Here is a 15333-nt window from a genome sequence, read left to right as displayed (position 1 = left end):
GTCCGCCGCTGCAAGGCCTGCAACGAAAGACATCGCCATGCTGAAGACGCTCGACCGCGCGCCGCTCGACGAGATCATCACCTTCGATCAGCTCGTCCTCGACCCCTATCCGATCTACAAGCGGCTGAGGGCCGAGGCGCCGGTGCTGCGGGTGAAGTCGGTGGGCAGGACGTTCCTGACCAAGGCGGCCGACACCAAGCGGGTGAAGGACGACCCGGTCCTGTTCTCCTCGAATGATCCGAACACGCCGATGCAGCCGGCCTACCGGGCGCACACGCTGATGCGCAAGGACGGGCCGGAGCATCTCGCCGAACGCATGGCGATGGCGCCCGCCTATTCGCCGAAGACGATCAGCAACGTCTGGGCACCGCTCTACAAGGAACTCGCCGAGGAATATGTCGGCCGGCTGCCGCGCGGCGAGGCCGTCGACCTCTATGCCGATCTCTGTGGCCCGATCGCGGCCCGCATCCTCGCCCATATCCTCGGCATCCCCGAAGCGACGGACAAGGAGATGCAGGACTGGTCGCAGATCCTGATCGACGGGGCCGGCAACTTCGCCTGGCGGCCGGAGCCGTTCGCCCGCACCGACTTGATCAACGACGTCATCGACCGCCAGGTCGACCGGATGGCGGAGCGGCTGAAGGCCGAGCCGGATTCGTCGGCACTCTCCTTCATGATCAACGCCGACAACCCGATCCCGATGAGCCAGGTCTACTCCAACATCAAGATCGCGATCGGCGGCGGCATCAACGAGCCACGCGATGCGCTGGCGACGATCGTCTACGGCCTCCTGACCGAGCCAGAGCAGTTCGAGGAGGTGAAGCGCCAGGAGAACTGGGGCGCGGTCTTCGAGGAAGGCGTGCGCTGGGTGGCGCCGATCCAGGCGAGCTCGCGGCTGGTGACGGAAGACACCGAGATCCGCGGCTTCGCCATCCCCAAGGGCGACGTCGTCATGACCATCCAGGCCTCGGCGAACCACGACGAGGAACTCTACGATCACCCCGAGCGCTTCGACGTCTTCCGCAAGAAGAACCCGCACCAGGCCTTCGGAAGCGGACCGCACCATTGCGCCGGCGCGCACATCGCGCGGCGCACCGTCGGGCAGATCATGCTGCCGGTCCTGTTCGACCGCTTCCCGAGCATGACGCTGCCCGACCCGTCGGTGGTGCAGTGGCGCGGCTTCGGCTTCCGCGGTCCGATCAACCTGCCGGTCGTCCTGAACTAAGCGCCCGCGCGGCGACGGCCGGCGGGGCGGCGCCGCCGGCCGGCGTGCTGCGCCTCATTGCGGCGGCGGCGGCTTTGCGACATGGTCCGGCGAAAGCATTCGCTGGAGGGAGCCGGCCGTCATGACCTCACAACCATCCTTGCGCGGCAAGACGCTGTTCGTCTCCGGCGGCTCGCGCGGCATCGGCCTCGCCATCGCGCTGCGGGCTGCGCGGGACGGTGCGAACGTGGTGATCGCGGCGAAGACCGACGCGCCGCATCCCAAGCTCCCCGGCACCATCCACACCGCCGTCGCCGACATCGAGGCCGCCGGCGGACAGGGGCTCGCCGTCACCTGCGACATCCGCGACGAGAGCCAGGTCGAGGCGGCGGTCGCCGCGGCGGCAGAGCGCTTCGGCGGCATCGACATCTGCGTCAACAATGCCTCGGCGATCCAGCTGACCCCGACGCTGCAGACCGAAATGAAGCGCTTCGACCTGATGCACGGGGTGAACGCGCGCGGCACCTTCCTCGTCTCGAAGACCTGCATTCCGCATCTGAAGCGGGCGGAGAACCCGCATATCCTGACCCTGTCGCCGCCGCTCGACATGGCGGCGAAATGGTTCGCGCCGCATCTCGCCTACTCCATGGCGAAGTTCGGCATGTCGATGGTGACGCTCGGCCTGGCGGCGGAACTCGCCGGGGACGGCATCGCGGTCAACTCGCTCTGGCCGCTGACCGCGATCGACACGGCGGCGGTGCGCAACCTCCTCGGCGGCGACACCGTCGCCGCGATGAGCCGCAGTCCGCAGATCGTCGCCGACGCCGCTCATGCGATCCTCACCAAGCCGTCGCGCGAGGTGACTGGCCGGTTCTTCATCGATGAGCTGGTGCTGATGGAGGAGGGGGTGACCGACTTCTCCGCCTATGGCCCGAAGGACGGCGAGCCGGTGGCGGATTTCTTCGTCCCGGACGCCGTCTTCGAGCAGGTGCGCACCAAGGTCGGCCGGGCGCTTGGCTGACGTCTCGGCGAAGCGTCGAGATCCTGGCGCACAAGGGCCTCCCAACCCTGCGGGTGACTTGACGGAAGCCGGCGGCCCGGCTTTCTCCACCGCGACCGAAAGTGGTCCGCGTCATGAGTCGCAAGGAGGGGGAATCCGGGAATGAGACTGCGTTTGTTGTCGTGCCTGCTGGTCGTGGCTCTGGCGGGCTGCACCACGACGGAAGAAGCCAATCAGGCCATCCAGGGGCGCTGGATCGGGCAGCCGAGCGATGCGTTCTTCTCGCAATACGGCCCGCCCGTCAGCGACTATCCGCTGAACGGCGGCGGCAAGATCTACACCTGGCAGGGTGGCGACACGGTGCGCGACATCGCGCCACAATACCGCCCGATGACCAAGCAGGAGCTGGAAGCCCAGAAGAAGGCGCCGCGCATGGTGATCAATATCGGCGGCAACGGGATGGCGGATGAGGCTCCTCCGGGCCAGGTTCTGGTCTCGCCCGGTCGCAGCGAGCATCTCGGTTGCGAGGCCCAGATCACGACCAATCCGGCCGGCATCATCACCGCGATCCATACGAGCCGCGACACCGACGGCGAAGGCTTCAGCCTCTCGCGTTGCGCCGAAGTCTTCGGCGTCACCAGCTGACCCAGGCTTCGGCGGCGGATATCGAGCCGCCGCCGAAGCGTCGACGTCCGTTGCAGGATCGCGAGCGGCGATCGGATAGACCCCGGCGACTGCGTGCGCGGTCTGCGCGATCTCCGGCTGAACTTCGGATGAACGACCGTTTCCGGCCGCATTCATCGGCCCCGACGCATGATGTCTCTCGTTGCCGGCAGGATTGACCGCCGGTCCGGATCGAGGAGACCCCGATGTTCGACAAGCTCGCCCGCACCCTTTCCATCGTCGCCGCGCTCGCCGTCGGCGGCACCGCCGTGACCAGCGCGCAGGCGGCCGTCGCCACCACCACGACGACGAGCACCACCACCGCGGTCGCGCCGAAGGCGCATGCGCATGCCACGGTCCGCGTCGCCGAGATGCGCCATCACCGCCATTTCCGCCGCGCCGTCACGTGCTCGCCACGCCAGGCCGTGCACAAGGCGTACCGCATGGGCTTCCGCCACGCGCATCTGCGCCGGGTCGGCCGCCACGCGATCACCGTCGCCGGGATCCGTCACCATCGCCGCGCGGCCGTGCGCTTCTCCCGCGCGCCGAGCTGCCCGGTGATCGCCTACCGCCGCTGACCGCAGCCGCGGCATCTCCGCAAGCCGCCCGCACCGCAGGAGCCTGCGGTGCGGGCGGCTTTCTTTTTCAAGCGGGATGGAAGGGTCGTGCCGGTCCGGTCGCGGCCCTCGTCCTGCGGCGGCTCAGCCGCCGATCTCGAAGACCATCCGGACGCTTTCGCGGAAGCTGTTCTCGCCGGTTTCGACGGGAACGCTGGGCGCGGCGTCCGCCGCCATCATCTTCATCGCCCGGGGATAGGGCCGCGGCGGCTCGCCGGCCGAGGCCTCGCTGATCTCGCGCACCAGTCCGAGCTTCACGCCGGCAGCCTCCGCCAGGACTTCAGCCGTCGAGCGTGCATCCGCCACGGCCTTCTTGCGCGCCGCGTCGCGCACCGCCTTCGGATCGGAGAGATCGAAGGTGATGTCGCCACCCTGGTTGACGCCGAGGCTCACCGCCTTGTCGAGGAAGGCGCCGACCTTGGCGATGTCGCGCACCGTCACGGTCAGGCTGTTGCGCACCTCGTAGCCGACGATCTCCGGCGGCTTCTGCTGGCCGTCCTTGCCGTTGTCGTAGCGATATTGCGGATTGATGGTGAAGCCGGCGGTCTGGAGATCCTTGTCGCCGGCGCCGAGGGAGCGCATGCCGTCGATCACGCTCTGCATGGCGCGATTGGCCTCGTCGAGCGCCGCCCGCGCGGTCTCGCCGTTGCGCAGCACGGTGAATTCCAGCCGCGCCCGATCCGGCTTGGCGCTCGCCTCGCCGGTGCCCTCGACGACGAGGACGCGCGGCGCGTTCGCAGCGGTGCCGGCCTCCTGCGCCAGGGCCGGCACGGGCAGTGCAAGGATGAGCGCCAGGGGGAACAGGGCGGGAAAGCGCATGAGGAGGTCTCGCTAGCAGTTGAGAGGCGGCTGACGTTGTTCGCGAGAACCGCGGCATCAATGTGATGCCGGGAGCAGGGCGCCGACGTCAGGCATGGCGCCGCCCGCGCCGATCCGCCCGCGCCGCTCGGCGCGTCGGCACCGAACCCGCCTTTTGATCCGGCGGTTGCTCGTGACGATCCGCGCGTGCCGGTTCGGCGTCATCACGGCCGCCTTCCGCGGAAACGGCCGCTTGAGGGCGTCGCGGCTTTGCTGTAGGCGAAGGATCGCGTGGGGCCTGTAGCTCAATTGGTTAGAGCCGGCGGCTCATAACCGCTTGGTTGCAGGTTCGAGTCCTGCCGGGCCCACCAGTTCTCCCGCAAGATATTGCAACTGCTTCGCATTCGTCGCCAGATCGGACTCGACAGAGGCCGAACTGCATAACATCGTGCATAACATGGACGACGATTCGATGCCTCTGCCCAATCATGTGACCTGTCGCAACGGGGTCTATCAGTATGTTCGACGCGTTCCGGATGATGTCGCCGATGTGTTCGCTGCTGCTCGGATCCAGCGTTCCCTCAGGACGCGGTCGCCGAGCGAAGCCCGTCTACGTGCTGCCGAACTCGACCGGGACATCGAGGAACAGTTTGTAGATGCCAGGCGCCGGAAGGGGGTGGTGCTCGAAGCGCTGCCGACGGCCGGCTGGAAATGGACCGAATGGCGCCTCGTCGTCGACTGGTTGAAGGCATCCTGGCTGTGGGAAGACCAGGGCGAGCGCACGAAGAAGGCGACCGGAGCGAGCTTCTCAACTGATCGCCAGCGAAAGCCGCTGTGGCTGGCCGAACTCAAGGATCGGGCGAAGCTCGGGAAAGACCTCGAGACCGTTCTTCAGCGACTGCGCGACGTCTCGGAGCAGAAGTCGCTGACGGTCTGCCAGACGCAGGTGGCGACGCGGTCGATCTCGACACAGATCACCGCCTTGCGCAGGCAGCTCGTCACCGAAGAGCTCGAACGGAGGATCGCGGGGGAGATCGCGGCGCTCGACCTGACCCACCTTCCGTTCAAGTTCAGCGACTCTAGCTCGGGCGGCAAAAGCCTCTTCTCGGTCGGCCTGCACGGCGCGGGCACGGTGAAGAACAACCAGGTGCTCTCAGAAGGCGAGCAGCGGGCTCTGGCGCTCGCGTGTTTCCTCGCCGAGATCGGGGGCGACGACTCGCGCTACGGTATCACGTCGACGATCCCGTATCCTCGCTCGACCATCTGCGCATCCGCAAAGTCGCGCACCGTCTCGTCGCCGAGGCGAAGAAGGGGCGGCAAGTCATCATCTTCACGCACAACCTGGTGTTCTTTAACAAAGTGGTTTCGGAGGCCGCCAGAGCAGGAGACGCTGCGCCGCTGGTCAAGTCGGTCGTCGCCAAGTCCCAGTCCGATGGCTTCGGCGTGATCCGCGAGCCCTGGATCGCCGACCTCAACGCGCGGATCGAGACGCTGCGGATGCGCGCGAAGGAACTTAAGGCCGTGATCGACCTCGACACTGACGAATACCGGCGACAGGCGAAGGACTTCTACTCGGATCTGCGCGAGTCCTGGGAGCGGGCGGTCGAAGAGGTGGTCTTCGCAAAGACGGTCGTGAGATTTGTTCGGGACGTGATGACGGGAAGGCTCAAGGAGGTCACTGTCACCGACGAGGACTACCGGACCATCTTCTTTGCGATGAAGCGAGCATCGGAACGCTCGGGCCACGATATGTCAGCCGGCCGGGACATCCCGCAGCCGTCTCCGAATGAGATGGAAGCTGACCTCAAAGTGCTCGACGACTTCAGGATCGAGCTCGGCAAGCGGCGGAAGGCGGCGTCCGCCAAGCGCTCCGCCATTGAGAACCCGGTAGTCGCAATGCTGCTACAGCTCGGTTCAAGCCGAATAGGATTTTCTTGACGCATATGGTTGATACGATGGACTTCAACGCGGTGCAATCTGGGTTTGCGGATCGGAGCAATAGCACGTACGTCCTGCCTTTGAGGACCTCGAGATCTCAGTGCCAGAAATGAATAGCGAGTAGGGAACTTCTGCTTTCCGAACGGCCGAGCGATAGCGGATGGCTCTCTTGGGTCGAGAACGGAGCGGCGGCTTTCCGCCAATACGACGCGGAAGTTGCCGGTCTCCTTTCGGCCCTTCTAGTAAAGGATCGACGGCAGCCAGAGCGCGAGCGACGGGAAGACGAAGAGCAGCGCGATGAGCGCGAAGGGCGCGATCAGGAAGGGGAGGATCGCGACATAGAGGCGCTTGATGTCCAGTTCGGGCGCCTGGGCCTGGATGATGAAGAGGTTCATGCCGACCGGTGGATGGATGAGGCCGAGCTCGACCACCACGACGACGACGATGGCGAACCAGATCGAGCTGTAGCCGAAGCTCGTCACCACCGGAAGGAAGACCGGCACGGTGATCAGTACCATGCCGATCCCTTCCAGGAAGCAGCCCATCACGATGTAGATGGCAATGATCAGGATCATCACGCCCCACGGGGCGAGATCCAGCGCCTGCGCGCCCGAAAGGAGCAGGTCGGGCAGTTTGGTCTGGACGATGAAGTTGGAGAAGATCGTCGCCGCAATGACGATCATGAAGAGGACGCAGCTGGTGATGGTGCTGACCTTGAAAGCCTGGAAAAGTCCGGAGAAGGTCAGGCGGCGCCCGACGAAGCCGAGGACGATCGCCCCGAAGGCCCCGACGGCAGCCGCCTCGTTGGGGCTGAAGATGCCGGCATAGATGCCGCCGATCGAGACGATGAAGAGTGCGAGGAACTGCCACGGCTCCTTGAGGGCGGCGAGCCGCTCGCGAAGGCTCGCGGAGGCGTCCCGGAAGCCGGCGCCGCTGCCGCGCCGGGCGACGATCAGCGCGATGACGATGTAGAGCAGCATCAGAACCAGGCCCGGCACGAAGGCGGCGGCGAAGAGCTGCGGCAGCGGCTGCTCGGCGATGGCGGCGTAGATCACCAGGATGATCGACGGCGGGATGAGGATGCCGAGGCTGCCGCCGGCGGCGACCGAGGCGGCGGAGAAGCCGTCGTCATAGCCGGCCTCGCGCATTTCCGGCAGCGAAATCCGCGTCATGGTCGCGGCGGTGGCGATGGACGAGCCGCAGACTGCGCCGAAGGCGCCGGACGCGCCTATGGTGGCGACGGCGAGGCCGCCGGGGATGCCGGACAGGAGCACGCGCGCCGCCTTGAAAAGTTCTGCCGACAGCCGGCTGTTCGTCGCCACCTCGCCCATCAGGATGAACAGCGGGATGACCGAGAGCGCATAGTTGCTGGCGGTGTCGAAGGAATTGGTGCCGGCGACGGCCCCGGCTACGGAAAACTGCGACAGCACCGTGTTGCCGACGACGCCGCAGATCATGAGCGCGATCCACACCGGCATGCGCAGGAAAAGGATGATGAAGAGGGTAAGGACGACGACAAGGCCGAGGAAGGGAGCGCTCATTCGACGGGCTCCGGTTCAGCGCTTTCAGGCGCGTCCGAGCGAGGAAGCATCGCCGCGACAGCGGCGGCGACGATGCTGTTGGCCAGCCCGAACAGGGCGAAGCACCAGATGATCCAGGTGGGAAAGCCGAGTTCGAGCTTTACATCGCCGAAGTCGTAGGCTTCGGTCGCCGGCTCGATCATCGCCCAGAGGAGAAAGCACAGCACCGCGACGGTCGCGACGAGCGCCAGCCGCTTCAGCATCACGGCAACGCCAGGCGAGACGAAGCCGTCGACGAGGTCGATGCGGATCGCGTGGTCTTCCAGAATGACCGTCGGCAGGGCGAAATAGACGCTGACGAGGAGGCTGATCTCGACGAGATCATAGGCGCCGTTCACCGGCGCGTTGAAGACGTAACGCAGGAAGACGTCGACGACCGTCGTCATCATCATGACGGCCATCGCCGCGATCGGGATGGCGAGAAGCAGCCGGAAATACGCTTTCAGACCGCGCACCGCCTTGGAAGGGGAGGACATGAGGCGGAATTCTCCGAGTGGTCCGGACCTGCCGCCTCCCTGTGGGGGACGCGACAGGCCGGGGAGATCACTTCGTATAGGCTTCGAGGAACTCGCTGCCGGGCTTGCCGGCGGCATCGACAGCCGCGACGGCCTTCTTGTCGATGGGCTCTACCGCCTTCTTGAACGGCTCCAGCTGCTCCGGCGTCAGGTTGACGATCTTGACCTTGTTGTCGATCATGTACTGGCGGCCCTTCGCCTCGTCGTCGTCCCACATCTTGCCGAAGGCTTCGGCGCGGTCCGGCCCGATGGTTCCGTCGATCGCCTTCTTGTCCTTGTCGCTCAGCCCGTCATAGACTGACTGATTCATGACGAGGGCAAAGGTGTTTGTCGCAAGGCCGGGCTCGAGGGAATATTTCACCACCGGCCCGATCTGGAACGACTTGGCAGCTTCGTAGGGGAACATCGCGCCATCGACGACCCCTTTGGACAAAGCGTCCACCGTCTCGGCCGGCGGCACCGCAATGGGCGAGGCGCCGAGGGTCTCGAGCATCTCCTGGAAGACCTTGCCGGCATAGCGCACGCGCAATCCCTTGACCTTGTCCATGGAGGTGACTTCGGTGTTCGTCGTGTGGAGCTTCAGCGGCGAGGTGACCGCCATCCAGAGGATCTTCGTACGGGGATGCTCCTTGTCGAGGAACTTCGGGGCCAGCTCGGTCAGCCGCCGTGACATGATCGCGCTGGTGTCGCCCGCGGACGGATGGGCGAAGGGAAGCCCCGCGAGTTCAGTCAGCGGGAACCGGCCCGGCGTCGCGCTATGGAGGACGACGCCGATGTCCGCCACGCCGCTGGTGACCAGCTGATACTGGCGATTGGCGGGCCCGAGCTGCCCGGCCGGAAAGATTTCCAGCTTCAGATCGCCGTCCGATTTCTCGGCGAGATCCTTGCCCCAAGCCTCCAGTTCCCGCTGCCAGGCGTTGTTGGGCGGCAGAAAGCTCGAAACCTTGAGCGTGGTCTGGGCAAGCGACGGAGCCACGCCGAGGGCGCAGATCGCCGCCGTCAGAAGTCCGCGGATGAGGTGGCTGTTCATGTCATTCCTCCCGTTTGCAAAAGCGCGACGATCCTGATCGATTGTCCCGCGGCTGGTTTCCGGTCGCCTGATCCGGCGGCCGGTTTCGGGCTGAGAGCCCACATGTGTCCTCTCGAACTTCGGCCCGCCCGGAGCCTGGGCCCGCTCCGGCTGTCAGCGCCGGCAGCCTAGGTCAGGCTTCCTGTTCGATGGGATTGCGCAGGATGCCCAGCCCGTCGATCTCGACTTCGACGACGTCGCCGGGCTTCATCCACAAAGGCGGATTGCGCTTGGCGCCGACTCCGCCCGGCGTGCCGCTGGCGATCACGTCGCCGGCCTCGAGCCGCGTGAAGCTGGAGCAGTATTCGATCTGGCGGGCGATATCGAAGATCATCTGGTCAAAGGTCGCTTCCTGCACTGTCTCGCCGTTGAGGCGGGTGCGGATCGTCTTCGGGCCGAGCTCGCCCAGTTCGTCCGGCGTCATCATCCACGGACCGAAGGCACCCGTGTCGGGGAAGTTCTTGCCCGGCGTGAACTGGTGAGTGTGGCGCTGGAAGTCGCGGATGCTGCCGTCGTTGTAGACGGCGTAGCCGGCAACGTGGGCCATCGCCTCTGCACGGTCGATGTAGCGGCCCGGCTTGCCGATGATCACCGCGAGCTCGCCCTCATAGTCGAGGTCGGTCGAGACCTTCGGCCGCACGATGGGCCGCAGATGCCCGGTCTGGCTGTTGGCGTAGCGGGCGAAGATCGTGGGGTTGTCGACCTCGCTGCGGCCTGTCTCCTTGCGGTGCGTCTCATAGTTCAGGCCGACGCAGAGGATCTTGCCGGGATTGGGGATTACCGGGAGCCATGTAAGTTCCGCAGTCGCCACAGTCCGAGCGCTGTCTTTGGCCGCCGCGACGCCGTCGAAGCCGCCGGCTACTGCCGCCTTCATGTCGGCGTAACGATCCTTCAGCACCGCACCGACGTCGAAGAAGGCCTCGCCCTCGACGATGCCCCATGTCGTGCGGCCGTCTACCGCAACCGTTGAGAGTTTCATTTCCGACGTCTCCTTGAAAGGCGGGGTCCGCCCCGTTCGTGCTCCCCTCGGGGAGTGCATTTTGTCGTGGTCTTCGGGTTCAGGCGGCGCAGCCCAGCGCATGGCCGAGTTCGCCGACCAGCATGTCGAGCGAGGCGCGGTCGCGGGCGGTGCCGAAGACGTAGTGGTCGGGCCGGACGATCGCGGCCGCGACCTGATGCCGGTCGAACCAGCCGGCGAGGACGTCGTCCCTCTCGGTGATGGCCGTCTCGCCGTCGCATGTCTCGCCGGTCGTGGCGAGGCGCACGGTCGTCAGCCGATCGGCGGCAAAACCCGCCACGAGGCCCGACGGCGCAGGGCCGCCGCGCCCGTCGATGACGAGCCGCCAGCCTGTTCCTGCGACCTTGTCCATGCGCAGGACCTTGCCGTCCTTCACGACCATCGGCTGGGGAAACAGGGTTCCCCGTGCCGGCGTCTCGACTTGCGACAGAAGCCCGACCGACAGCGGCGGGACGATCTCCTGGCGGGTGATGACGCGCGGGCGGCCGCCGCCCTCGGCGAGGATCTTCGCGTCGCGCTTCGCCGCCTCCTCGGGATCGCGGATGCAGATGGTCTCGCCGATCGCTTTGATCTTGGCGGTGAGCTCGGTGACGTGGCGCTTGCGCTCGGTGCCGTAGCTGTCGAGCAGGCGTTCGGGCGCGCCCTTGCGCATCACCGCGTCGAGCTTCCAGACGAGGTTGGAAACGTCGCGCAGGCCCTGGCACATGCCCTGGCCGATGAAGGGCGGCTGCTGATGGGCGGCGTCGCCGGCGATGAAGACGCGGCCCTCGCGCCAGCGGTCGGCGACGAGGGCGTGGAAGCGATATGCGGCGGCGCGCCAGAGTTCGCCGTCCTCCGGCGTCAGCCATGGCGCGAGCAGCTTCCAGACGTTCTCCGGCTTTTCCATCTCGCGGGGATTTTCACCGGGAAGCAGCATGATCTCCCAGCGCCGATGATTGCCGGGGCAGATGAGAAAGCTGGTCGGGCGTGCGGGATCGCAGAACTGCGCGGCCGTGTCCGGCAGTTTGGCGAGACCGGATTCTCCGGCCCTGACATCGACGACCAGCCAGGGCTCGTCGAAGACCAGATCCTCGAGCGCCAGCCCCGCATGCTGGCGCACGGTGCTCCAGGCGCCGTCGCAGCCGATCAGCCAGTCGGCGGTTACCGTGGCGGTCTCGCCTTCGGCCGTCGCAATCCGCGCCGACACCTGTCGATTGTCCTGCGTGAAGTCGACGAGCTCGGTTCCGAGCCGGATCTCGACCGAGGGAAAGCTTGCCGCGTGATCGCGCATCGCCGCCTCGACCGGCGGCTGGGTGAACACCATGCTCGGCGTGTAGCTGAGCGGATAGGGCTCGGGCACCATGTCGATCTGGCGGATCAGCTGGCCTTTTGCGCCGAAATGCTTCGAGGCGGTGAAGGGCGCCGTGTAAGGCAGAACCTTCTCCGCAAGGCCGAGATTGTCGAACAGCCGCAGGATCTCGTGGTCGATCGCGATCGCCCGCGGCTTGTCGTAGACCGTCGTCGACCGGTCGACCACTAGCGTGCGATAGTCCTTGGCGCCGAGGAGGCCGGCGGCGAACGCGCCGGCGGGGCCGAATCCGGCCACGAGCACGTCGTAGTGGGAGGAAGCGTCGGCGGTGGTCTGCATGTCGTCAGCCTGCGGAGTGAAGGGCGTTCGTGGGCGCTGCATCGGGCGCCGCGGTCAGGGTCGCGAAAAGGGGATGGCGAGCTGGGCGGCCTTGCAGGCCTCGCTCTTTGGCGGCGCGATGCCCCAGTGATCGGTACGGCCGGGCGGCCAGGTCCATTCGGACGGACCCTTCACCTTGTAATCGTCGTCCACCTGCAGGACCTCCGCCGTGTATTCCACGACGACGCCGGTCGGATCGACGAAATAGGCAAAGACGTTGTCGCCCGGCCCGTGGCGCCCGACGCCCCAGCCGATCGGTGTGCCGGCGTCCTTCACCCGGCCGGAGCCGCGCATCACCGATTCCAGATCGGGCATCAGGAAGGCGATGTGATTGAGCCCGTTCACCGGCGCCTCGGCCAGCACCACCGCATGATGGTCGCTATTGCAGCGCAGGAAGGCCATCATCTTGGAGCGGTCGGTGAGCCGGAAGCCGAGCGTCTCCTGATAGAAGTCGGACAGATCCTCGATCGCTGAACTGTTGATGTTTACATGGGCGAGCCGGACCGGCCGGTTCGGCGCTTCGCCTGCCGCCTTGGTGACGTCGCCGAAGACGAATTCGAGGCATGAGCCCTGGGGCTCGCGCATTACGAAGCGCTCGCCGCCGGAGGGCGCGTCGGCGGGCCCGAGCGGACGCAGGATCGTGCAGCCCGCCGCAGCCGCCCTCGCCTCGAGGGCCGCCAGATCCTCTCGCGACCGGGTGCGGAACGTCACCTTGCGCAGCTCCGGCGCGTCGCCGGCCTTGAGCTCGAGGACGTGGAAGTCGGCGCCGGTGGCCGCGAGAAACACCTTGTCGTCGACCCGCGCCGCGACGTCGAGTTGCCAGACGTCGGTGTAGAAGGCTAGAGAGGCTTCGAGGTCGGGGGTCGAGATCTCGACGCTGCGAAGCGTCGCGACCGGAAAATCCGCCATGGTCAATGCTCCTCGATTCCGAGAAAGGCCGCGGCGTTTTCGGCCGTCAGCCGGGCGCGCACTGCCGGGTCTTCGAACGCCGCCTCGATGCGGCCGAGCGGCGCTCGCTCGTGAAAATTGAAGGGGTAGTCGGTGCCGACGACGATGCGGTCGGTGCCGAAGATCGTCGCGAGATGGCGCAGCGTCGGCGCGTCATAGACGAGGCTGTCGACATAGAGCTTCCGCGCCTCGGCATAGGGATCGCCCGCCACGGCGTCGGCGACCGGGCCGAACACCTTCGCCCCCTCGCGCAGCCGCGGCAGGAGGCTCGCGAGCGTGCCGCCGCCATGGCTGAACGCGATGCGCAGCTTCGGATGCGCACGCATGAGCCCGCCGGTGAGGACGGAGGCGGCGGCAAGCCCGACGTCGGTCGGATAGGCGAGCACCTGCTGCAACTGGGCGGGTCCGACCAGCCGGTCCATGCCCGCCGGGCGCACGGCATGGACGAAGACCGCGGCGCCGAGCCGCTCGGCTTCGGCGAAGAAGGGCAGGAAGCGCGGGTCGCCGACCGCTGCGCCGTTGACGTTGCTGCCGATCTCGACGCCGGCGAAGCCGTGATCGCCGATCAGGCGCTGCAGTTCGGCGATGGCCGCGCCGACGTCTTGCAGCGGCACCGCACCGAGGCCGACGAAGTGCGACGGGCTCTTCTCGACCATGGCGGCAATGGTGTCGTTGACGTACCGCAGAAGCTCCGCCGCAGAGACCGCGTCCATCCAGTAGCTGAAGAGTTCCGGCATCGGCGAGAGCGCCTGAACCGCGATCCCCATCCGCTCCATGTCCTCCAGCCGCCGCTCGGCATCCCATGCGGCGCCGTCCAGCGTCCGGTAGTTCCTGCCATCGACGACCATCGTGCGACGGCAGCCATCGGCCGCCACCATCGCGGGCCAGTCCCGCGGGGCGAGGCCGGCGAGATAGTCGGGAAAGCTGAACGGCACGACATGGCAATGGACGTCGATGGCGCCGCAGGCGCAGGCCGTGCCGTGCCAATGGCGGCTGGATGCGGATTGATCTGTCGCCATGCCGTCCTCCCTGCTGGATGCAGACATAAAATACACAATGCAGCCCGTAAAGCAGGAATTTATATATTTTCCGGTTTTTTGCGGTGTTATATAGCAATCGGTGACAATCGCAGAGGGAGATCGGGCGGGTGAACGAGACGGCGGAACGTGCGGACGGCGCGCTCACCCGAACGAAGAGCGTCTACGAGCGGCTGAAGCTCGACATCCTTTCGGCGCGTCTTGAACCCGGCCGCAAGCTGCAGCTGCGCTTCCTGATGGAGCAGTACGGCGCGGGCCAGACGCCGCTGCGAGAGGCGCTCAACCGGCTGACTTCCGAGGATCTGGTGGAGGGCCGTGAGCAAAGGGGCTTCTACGTCAAACCGATCAGCCTCCATGAACTGAAGGAACTGACGAAGACGCGCGTCTGGGTGGAATCGACGGCGCTCCGCGAATCCATGGCGAATGCGACGCCGCAATGGGAGGAGGCGCTGCTGATCGCCCATCACCGGCTCGACCGCGCACCGCGCTCCCTCGATCCGCTGCGCTTCGAGGACAATCCGGAATGGGAGCGGCACCACCGCCACTTCCATGCCGTCCTCATCGGCAATTGCGGCTCAAAGCCGCTCACCGCCTTCTGCTCGCAGCTGGCCGACCGGCTCTATCGGTACCGCTCCATGTCGATCCGCAAAGCCTTTAGGGTCCGCAAGGTCAGCGACGAACACGCCCAGATCCTAAAGGCGGTGATCGATCGCCGGGACGAGGATGCCGTGGCTCTCCTGCGACGTCACTACGAGCGGACGGCGGAAATCATCGAGACGGATTTGGGATCGGCATAGATCGTATCTTCTTGAGACTGAGGCACTGAGGCGGATGAACTCCGGAGGGGATCGGAACTTCAGGCCTGAGTGCGGATGGATCTCGCGATAGTCCTCGATTCAGACGGGCAGCAGACCGAGAGCCGCGGCGGCGTCCGGCAGGATCGTGACGCGAGCATAGTCGCGCTTCAACGTCTGTGAACCGGCACATGGTTTCGGCGCCGATCGGCGTGGGGTCCAATTGATAAGAATCTGAATAGCGGAAGTTCGACACATGTGGGGGCGCGCGGCCGGACTGAACCACAGTCCTTCTGCGGATTCAGCTGCGCCGCTTCGCCTGCCAGAACCTTTCATGCGGATGGCGGACCTCCTCCGAGCCCGTGCAGGCTCTCGACCGGCGCTTCGCACGTCGCTCCGAGCGGTGCGGGAGGCGAACAGGAAGATCGCTCTCGGCCATCGGCTCCACTGACCGTCCTAACGGCGAATTATGTGGACCCACCTCGT

15 protein-coding genes, 1 tRNA gene and 1 pseudogene are annotated in these 15333 nt (G+C 66.2%); 8 read left to right on the top strand and 9 right to left on the bottom strand.

Annotation, left to right across the window (positions count from 1 at the left end):
* The first annotated feature begins 37 nt into the window (after positions 1 to 37).
* The 4 genes from AB5S17_RS05975 (at position 38) to AB5S17_RS05960 (ending at position 3445) form a co-directional block, all read left to right on the top strand.
* Positions 38 to 1225 carry a cytochrome P450 gene (locus AB5S17_RS05975; protein ID WP_369237153.1) on the top strand — a complete coding sequence of 396 codons (1188 nt, stop codon included), beginning with the start codon at positions 38 to 40 and terminating at the stop codon, positions 1223 to 1225.
* A 121-nt stretch (positions 1226 to 1346) separates the two neighbouring features.
* Positions 1347 to 2225: an SDR family oxidoreductase gene (locus AB5S17_RS05970; RefSeq protein ID WP_369237151.1), complete on the top strand. Its 879-nt coding sequence runs from the start codon at positions 1347 to 1349 to the stop codon at positions 2223 to 2225.
* A 141-nt stretch (positions 2226 to 2366) separates the two neighbouring features.
* Entirely contained in the window at positions 2367 to 2849 is a 483-nt protein-coding gene (locus tag AB5S17_RS05965; protein ID WP_369237149.1) for a hypothetical protein, read from the top strand.
* Between the two features lie 224 nt (positions 2850 to 3073).
* Positions 3074 to 3445 (top strand): hypothetical protein, encoded by a 372-nt coding sequence (locus AB5S17_RS05960; RefSeq protein WP_369237147.1) that lies wholly within the window; start codon positions 3074 to 3076, stop codon positions 3443 to 3445.
* 123 nt (positions 3446 to 3568) lie between these two features.
* Here the strand turns inward: AB5S17_RS05960 and AB5S17_RS05955 are convergent, their stop codons facing one another.
* Positions 3569 to 4303 carry an SIMPL domain-containing protein gene (locus AB5S17_RS05955; RefSeq protein ID WP_369237145.1) on the bottom strand — a complete coding sequence of 245 codons (735 nt, stop codon included), beginning with the start codon at positions 4301 to 4303 and terminating at the stop codon, positions 3569 to 3571.
* A gap of 273 nt (positions 4304 to 4576) precedes the next feature.
* Between AB5S17_RS05955 and AB5S17_RS05950 the strand changes: the two genes are divergently transcribed.
* From AB5S17_RS05950 to AB5S17_RS05940, 3 genes are all read left to right on the top strand, one after another.
* Positions 4577 to 4653 (top strand) — tRNA-Ile (locus AB5S17_RS05950).
* Positions 4654 to 4739: 86 nt separating this feature from the next.
* Positions 4740 to 5729 (top strand): DUF6538 domain-containing protein, encoded by a 990-nt coding sequence (locus AB5S17_RS05945; protein WP_369237143.1) that lies wholly within the window; start codon positions 4740 to 4742, stop codon positions 5727 to 5729.
* Positions 5726 to 6220 (top strand): hypothetical protein, encoded by a 495-nt coding sequence (locus tag AB5S17_RS05940; RefSeq protein ID WP_369237141.1) that lies wholly within the window; start codon positions 5726 to 5728, stop codon positions 6218 to 6220. The genes AB5S17_RS05945 and AB5S17_RS05940 overlap by 4 nt, the downstream gene beginning before the upstream one ends.
* Positions 6221 to 6459: 239 nt before the next feature.
* Here the strand turns inward: AB5S17_RS05940 and AB5S17_RS05935 are convergent, their stop codons facing one another.
* The 7 genes from AB5S17_RS05935 to AB5S17_RS05905 form a co-directional block, all read right to left on the bottom strand.
* Positions 6460 to 7761 (bottom strand): TRAP transporter large permease, encoded by a 1302-nt coding sequence (locus AB5S17_RS05935; protein WP_369237139.1) that lies wholly within the window; start codon positions 7759 to 7761, stop codon positions 6460 to 6462.
* Positions 7758 to 8276 carry a TRAP transporter small permease gene (locus tag AB5S17_RS05930; protein WP_369237137.1) on the bottom strand — a complete coding sequence of 173 codons (519 nt, stop codon included), beginning with the start codon at positions 8274 to 8276 and terminating at the stop codon, positions 7758 to 7760. The genes AB5S17_RS05935 and AB5S17_RS05930 overlap by 4 nt, the downstream gene beginning before the upstream one ends.
* A gap of 67 nt (positions 8277 to 8343) precedes the next feature.
* Positions 8344 to 9345, bottom strand: coding sequence for a TRAP transporter substrate-binding protein (locus tag AB5S17_RS05925; RefSeq protein ID WP_369237135.1), 1002 nt, complete (start codon positions 9343 to 9345; stop codon positions 8344 to 8346).
* Between the two features lie 172 nt (positions 9346 to 9517).
* Positions 9518 to 10363: a fumarylacetoacetate hydrolase family protein gene (locus tag AB5S17_RS05920; protein WP_369237133.1), complete on the bottom strand. Its 846-nt coding sequence runs from the start codon at positions 10361 to 10363 to the stop codon at positions 9518 to 9520.
* Positions 10364 to 10442: 79 nt separating this feature from the next.
* A complete protein-coding gene (locus AB5S17_RS05915; protein WP_369237131.1) occupies positions 10443 to 12029 on the bottom strand; it encodes a bifunctional 3-(3-hydroxy-phenyl)propionate/3-hydroxycinnamic acid hydroxylase in 1587 nt (528 codons plus the stop codon).
* A 54-nt stretch (positions 12030 to 12083) separates the two neighbouring features.
* Positions 12084 to 12977, bottom strand: a complete 894-nt coding sequence (locus AB5S17_RS05910) for a VOC family protein (protein WP_369237129.1) — start codon at positions 12975 to 12977, stop codon at positions 12084 to 12086.
* 2 nt (positions 12978 to 12979) lie between these two features.
* On the bottom strand, positions 12980 to 14035 hold the full coding sequence (locus tag AB5S17_RS05905; RefSeq protein WP_369237127.1) for an amidohydrolase family protein: 1056 nt from the start codon (positions 14033 to 14035) through the stop codon (positions 12980 to 12982).
* 128 nt (positions 14036 to 14163) lie between these two features.
* Between AB5S17_RS05905 and AB5S17_RS05900 the strand changes: the two genes are divergently transcribed.
* Complete coding sequence (locus AB5S17_RS05900) at positions 14164 to 14850, top strand: GntR family transcriptional regulator (protein WP_369237125.1); 687 nt, start codon at positions 14164 to 14166, stop codon at positions 14848 to 14850.
* Positions 14851 to 14883: 33 nt separating this feature from the next.
* Here the strand turns inward: AB5S17_RS05900 and AB5S17_RS05895 are convergent.
* A pseudogene (locus AB5S17_RS05895) lies at positions 14884 to 15027 on the bottom strand (IS3 family transposase); the annotation flags it as partial.
* Positions 15028 to 15333: the final 306 nt, after the last annotated feature.

Source organism: Jiella sp. M17.18 (assembly GCF_041027365.1).
Lineage (GTDB): Bacteria > Pseudomonadota > Alphaproteobacteria > Rhizobiales > Rhizobiaceae > VKMB-3413.
The sequence above is the reverse complement of the archived record's forward strand: the minus strand, read 5'-3'. Positions and strand labels throughout refer to the sequence as shown.

Bases quoted from the DNA above. Each gene is read 5' to 3' on its own strand.
- AB5S17_RS05925 (WP_369237135.1), bottom strand. From the start codon at position 9,345: ATGAACAGCCACCTCATCCGCGGACTTCTGACGGCGGCGATCTGCGCC.
- AB5S17_RS05945 (WP_369237143.1), top strand. From the start codon at position 4,740: ATGGACGACGATTCGATGCCTCTGCCCAATCATGTGACCTGTCGCAAC.
- AB5S17_RS05935 (WP_369237139.1), bottom strand. From the start codon at position 7,761: ATGAGCGCTCCCTTCCTCGGCCTTGTCGTCGTCCTTACCCTCTTCATC.
- AB5S17_RS05955 (WP_369237145.1), bottom strand. From the start codon at position 4,303: ATGCGCTTTCCCGCCCTGTTCCCCCTGGCGCTCATCCTTGCACTGCCC.
- AB5S17_RS05965 (WP_369237149.1), top strand. From the start codon at position 2,367: ATGAGACTGCGTTTGTTGTCGTGCCTGCTGGTCGTGGCTCTGGCGGGC.
- AB5S17_RS05910 (WP_369237129.1), bottom strand. From the start codon at position 12,977: ATGGCGGATTTTCCGGTCGCGACGCTTCGCAGCGTCGAGATCTCGACC.
- AB5S17_RS05905 (WP_369237127.1), bottom strand. From the start codon at position 14,035: ATGGCGACAGATCAATCCGCATCCAGCCGCCATTGGCACGGCACGGCC.
- AB5S17_RS05930 (WP_369237137.1), bottom strand. From the start codon at position 8,276: ATGTCCTCCCCTTCCAAGGCGGTGCGCGGTCTGAAAGCGTATTTCCGG.
- AB5S17_RS05920 (WP_369237133.1), bottom strand. From the start codon at position 10,363: ATGAAACTCTCAACGGTTGCGGTAGACGGCCGCACGACATGGGGCATC.
- AB5S17_RS05970 (WP_369237151.1), top strand. From the start codon at position 1,347: ATGACCTCACAACCATCCTTGCGCGGCAAGACGCTGTTCGTCTCCGGC.
- AB5S17_RS05975 (WP_369237153.1), top strand. From the start codon at position 38: ATGCTGAAGACGCTCGACCGCGCGCCGCTCGACGAGATCATCACCTTC.
- AB5S17_RS05915 (WP_369237131.1), bottom strand. From the start codon at position 12,029: ATGCAGACCACCGCCGACGCTTCCTCCCACTACGACGTGCTCGTGGCC.
- AB5S17_RS05960 (WP_369237147.1), top strand. From the start codon at position 3,074: ATGTTCGACAAGCTCGCCCGCACCCTTTCCATCGTCGCCGCGCTCGCC.